Annotated in this window: 5 protein-coding genes and 1 pseudogene; 3 read left to right on the forward strand and 3 right to left on the reverse strand. The window is 68.6% G+C overall.

The features are described 5' to 3' along the window. The 3 genes from I0Q12_RS09905 to I0Q12_RS09915 all read left to right on the forward strand — a co-directional run. A partial coding sequence (locus I0Q12_RS09905) for a TetR/AcrR family transcriptional regulator (RefSeq protein ID WP_231610372.1) occupies positions 1 to 431 on the forward strand: 431 nt, incomplete at its 5' end. Positions 432 to 562: 131 nt separating this feature from the next. Next, entirely contained in the window at positions 563 to 1,339 is a 777-nt protein-coding gene (locus tag I0Q12_RS09910; protein ID WP_197251758.1) for an SDR family oxidoreductase, read from the forward strand. Then, positions 1,336 to 2,250: an SDR family oxidoreductase gene (locus I0Q12_RS09915; protein WP_197251759.1), complete on the forward strand. Its 915-nt coding sequence runs from the start codon at positions 1,336 to 1,338 to the stop codon at positions 2,248 to 2,250. The genes I0Q12_RS09910 and I0Q12_RS09915 overlap by 4 nt, the downstream gene beginning before the upstream one ends. Before the next feature lie 56 nt (positions 2,251 to 2,306). Here I0Q12_RS09915 and I0Q12_RS09920 read toward each other — a convergent pair whose 3' ends face one another. From I0Q12_RS09920 to I0Q12_RS32555, 3 genes and pseudogenes are all read right to left on the reverse strand, one after another. Further along, positions 2,307 to 2,966, reverse strand: a complete 660-nt coding sequence (locus tag I0Q12_RS09920) for a GNAT family N-acetyltransferase (RefSeq protein ID WP_197251760.1) — start codon at positions 2,964 to 2,966, stop codon at positions 2,307 to 2,309. A gap of 78 nt (positions 2,967 to 3,044) precedes the next feature. After that, entirely contained in the window at positions 3,045 to 3,455 is a 411-nt protein-coding gene (locus I0Q12_RS09925; protein ID WP_197251768.1) for a nitroreductase family deazaflavin-dependent oxidoreductase, read from the reverse strand. Between the two features lie 67 nt (positions 3,456 to 3,522). Beyond that, positions 3,523 to 3,901, reverse strand: a pseudogene (locus tag I0Q12_RS32555) (steroid 3-ketoacyl-CoA thiolase); the annotation flags it as partial.

The following is a 3,901-nucleotide window of genomic DNA, read 5'->3' on the forward strand; positions in this document are numbered from 1 at the left end:
TCCCGTCGAAGACGCACCTGTTCGTGGGTGTGATGCTGCACCGGCTCGAACGGTTCGCCGGGTACCGCCGGAACCCGGCGCCCGATCGTGGTCTTTCCGCGCAGGACGCGATCTGCGAGGCGCTGATCGAGATGACCCGCGAACTCGTCGCGCGTCCGACGCTGGCGTTGGCGATGTTGCAGTCCAACAGCACCGCGGCCGCCGGTGCGGTACCCGACGCGGTCAAGATCGAGGAGCAGTTCCAGAGCATCGTGCTCGACGCCGCCGGCATCACCGATCCCACCGACGCGGACCGCGACGTGCTGCGGCTGCTGTCGATGCTCTGGTACGGCGTCATCATCGCTCACCTCAACGGCCGATCGAGCCTCGAGGAGGCCGAAAGCGACATCAGGCGCAGCTGCCGCCTGCTGTTGGTGAATCTCGCGGCGTAGCCGCCCGTGTGCCCTTTTGGCGGTCCTGACCGCCAGAAGTACACACCGGCCTTAACAAACCAAGCGATTGCTTGGTAAGTTCCTGAGTGCGCCCCGCGGAATCTGGGGCACCAATCGGAGTGGAGGCACGGATGGATCTGGGACTCGACGGCGCAGTTGTGCTGATCACCGGAGGTGTACGCGGGGTCGGCGCCGGTATCACCCGGACGTTCCTGCGGGCAGGCGCGACGGTCGTGACGTGCGCGCGGAACCGGCCCGAGCGGGACATCGAAATCGACGGCCGCACCGCAGAATTCCTCGAATGCGACGTGCGTGACCCGGATCGGGTGCGTGAACTCGTCGACACCATCGTGGCCCGCCACGGCAGGCTCGACGTGCTGGTCAACAACGCCGGTGGCTCGCCGTTCGCGCTCGCCGCCGACGCCAGCCCCAAGTTCCACGCCAAGATCGTCGAACTCAACCTGCTCGCGCCGCTGATCGTCGCGCAGGCAGCGAACGCGGTGATGCAGCAGCAGGACAGTGGCGGCTCGATCGTGAACATCTCGAGCGTGAGCGCGCACCGCCCGACACCCGGCACCGCGGCCTACGGTGCCGCGAAGGCGGGCCTCGACAGCCTCTCGACGACACTGGGCGTCGAATGGGCACCGAAGGTGCGGGTCAACTCGGTCGTGGTCGGCATGGTCGACACCGAACAGTCGCACCTGTTCTACGGCGACGAGGAAGGTATCGCCGCCGTCGGCGCGACCGTCCCGGCGGGCCGGCTGGCCACCCCGGACGACATCGGCAACTGCGCCGCATTTCTCGCATCCCCGCTGGCGGCGTACGTCAGCGGATCCACACTGACCGTCCACGGCGGCGGCGAACGCCCTGCCTATCTGGCAGCGGCCCGAACGAAGGAGGCAAAGTGAGTGGACTGCTGGACGGTCGCGTCGTCATCGTGACAGGCGCCGGGCGGGGGCTCGGCAGGGCGCACGCGCTGGCGTTCGCCGCGGAAGGCGCCAAGGTCGTGGTCAACGACATCGGTGTCGGCAGCGACGGGTCGGTGACCGGGGAGACCCCCGGGGAACAGGTCGTCGCGGAGATCCGCGCGGCCGGTGGCGAAGCCGTGGTCAACGGCGACGACGTCGCCGACTGGGACGGCGCCGCGAACCTGATCAAGACCGCGCTCGACAACTTCGGCCGCCTCGACGTCCTCGTCAACAACGCCGGATTCCTCCGCGACCGCATGCTCGCGAACATGAGCGAAGAGGAGTGGGACGCGGTCATCCGCGTGCACCTCAAGGGTCATTTCGCGCCCATGCGGCACGCGATGACGTACTGGCGCAACGAGTCCAAGGCCGGCAATCCCGTCGACGCCCGCATCATCAACACCAGCTCCGGTGCGGGTCTGATGGGCAGCATCGGCCAGGGGAACTACGCCGCAGCCAAGGCCGGCATCGCCGCCCTGACGATCCAGGCCGCCGCCGAGTTCGGCCGCTACGGCGTCACCGTCAACGCGATCGCGCCGTCCGCGCGGACCCGCATGACCGTCGGTGCCGGCGGGGCGATGGCCGAAATGATGGCCGCGCCCGAGGAAGGCTTCGACGCGATGGCGCCGGAGAACGTCTCGCCGCTGGTCGTGTGGCTCGGCAGCGCCGAATCCAAGGACGTCACCGGCCGCGTCTTCGAGGTCGAGGGCGGCAAGGTGTCCGTGGCCGACGGCTGGCGTCACGGCGAGGTCGTCGACAAGGGCGATCGCTGGGATCCGAAGGAACTCGGTCCGGTCGTCGAGAAGCTCATCGCCGGGTCTCAGCCGCCGACCCCGGTCTACGGCGCCTGAACGACTCGTGCGCGGTTTCGGTAGCCACCGCCACCGAGACCGCGCACGAGCACGGACTATGCGGGGGTACGGATGATCAGCGTCGAACCCGGGAAATACGCGGCCAGCTCGGTGCGGGCTTGCTTGAGGGTCGCGGTGCCGTAGCCCTGCTTGCGGAGCTCGGGGCGGACCCAGATGCGGACCTCCACCTCGTGCCCGGTCAGCTCACCGAACGCGAATCCGACCGGCTTGGGCTCGTCCCCGGTCAGATCCTCCGCCACGAGCCACATCGCCGTCTCGTCGTCGATGCGTTCGGCCGCCGCGGCGCGTTCGCTCGCGATCCTTTCGTCGCTGGAGTCGCCGAGCTGCTCGGCGCAACGCTCCTTGAACAGCTCCGTGTCCGCGGTGCTGTCGCCGATCGGCCGCATCCGGAAATGCGCGCCCGTCGCATAGGGCCGCTCGGCCGGGGTCCAGGTGAGCACCGCGTCCAGATCCTCGAGCTCTGCGCGGATCTTCTTGCGCTCGGCCTTCGTCAGCCGCCGGAACGGCAGATTGAGCACGGCCTCCGCACACTGCTCGTTCGTGTCGAGCAGCTGCGCGATCGTGGCGATCGCGTCGGACCGATCATCGCTCTCGACGATGGCATCGAGGACCTCGTGGCGCCGTTCGAGCGCGCGCAGCAGGGCCGCGGCGATCTCGCGACGATCGAGTACCTGATCATGATTGGTGGTTGTCACGGGTGACATCCCTTCTCGAGAGCGGGCAGAACTTCCTCCAGTATTGCCGGTTCGGGCCCAGGGGGAAGAGGCGAAGGTTCAATCACACACGACGACCGGGATCGTGCGCTCCGTCCACGACTGGTACTTGTCGAAATCCGGGTACATCGCAACGAGTCTCGGCCAGTACGCGGCACGCTCCTCCGGTGTCGCGCCGCGGGCGCGCATAGTCCGCACCCGCGACCGGATCTGGATCGTCACCTCCGGGTTCGCCTGGATGTTGCGGTACCACAGGGGATGTTTGGGCTGCCCGCCCTGCGAGGCGACGAGCACGACGCGGTCGCCGTCCTCGAGGAACAGCAGCGGCAACGTGCGCGGCTGTCCGGTCCTGCGGCCCGTCGTGGTCAGCAGGCACACCGGCAGACCCCACGGAAAGGCACTGCCCACCCGCCACTTTCCGCCGATCCTGCCTCCGGTGGCGCGATAGGCCTTCACGTTCGCCCGTGACATCCACTTGATGATCGAGACGGTCCACTTGGAGTCCAGGCCGGGCGGTGCGGCGGGTGTCGTGCTCACCTCAGATCCGCTCGATGATGGTGCCGGTCGCGAGGGCGCCGCCGGCGCACATCGTGATGAGCGCCGTCGACGCGTCGCGTCGCTCGAGCTCGTGCAGCGCGGTCGTGATCAGCCGCGAACCGGTCGAGCCGACCGGGTGGCCGAGCGCGATCGCACCGCCGTTGACGTTCACCTTGTCCATGTCCGGCCCGTGGACCTGCGCCCACGACAGCAGCACCGACGCGAACGCCTCGTTGACCTCGAACAGGTCCAGGTCGCCGATGCTCATCCCGGACTTCTCCAAGACCTTCGCGGTGGCCTGCACGGGGCCGTCCAGGTGGAACTCGGGTTCGGCGCCGACGAGGGCCTGCGCGACGATGCGGGCGCGCGGCTTCAGGCCG

Origin of the sequence: Rhodococcus sp. CX (assembly GCF_015865005.1) — a bacterium.
In the GTDB taxonomy this organism is placed as follows: domain Bacteria; phylum Actinomycetota; class Actinomycetes; order Mycobacteriales; family Mycobacteriaceae; genus Rhodococcus.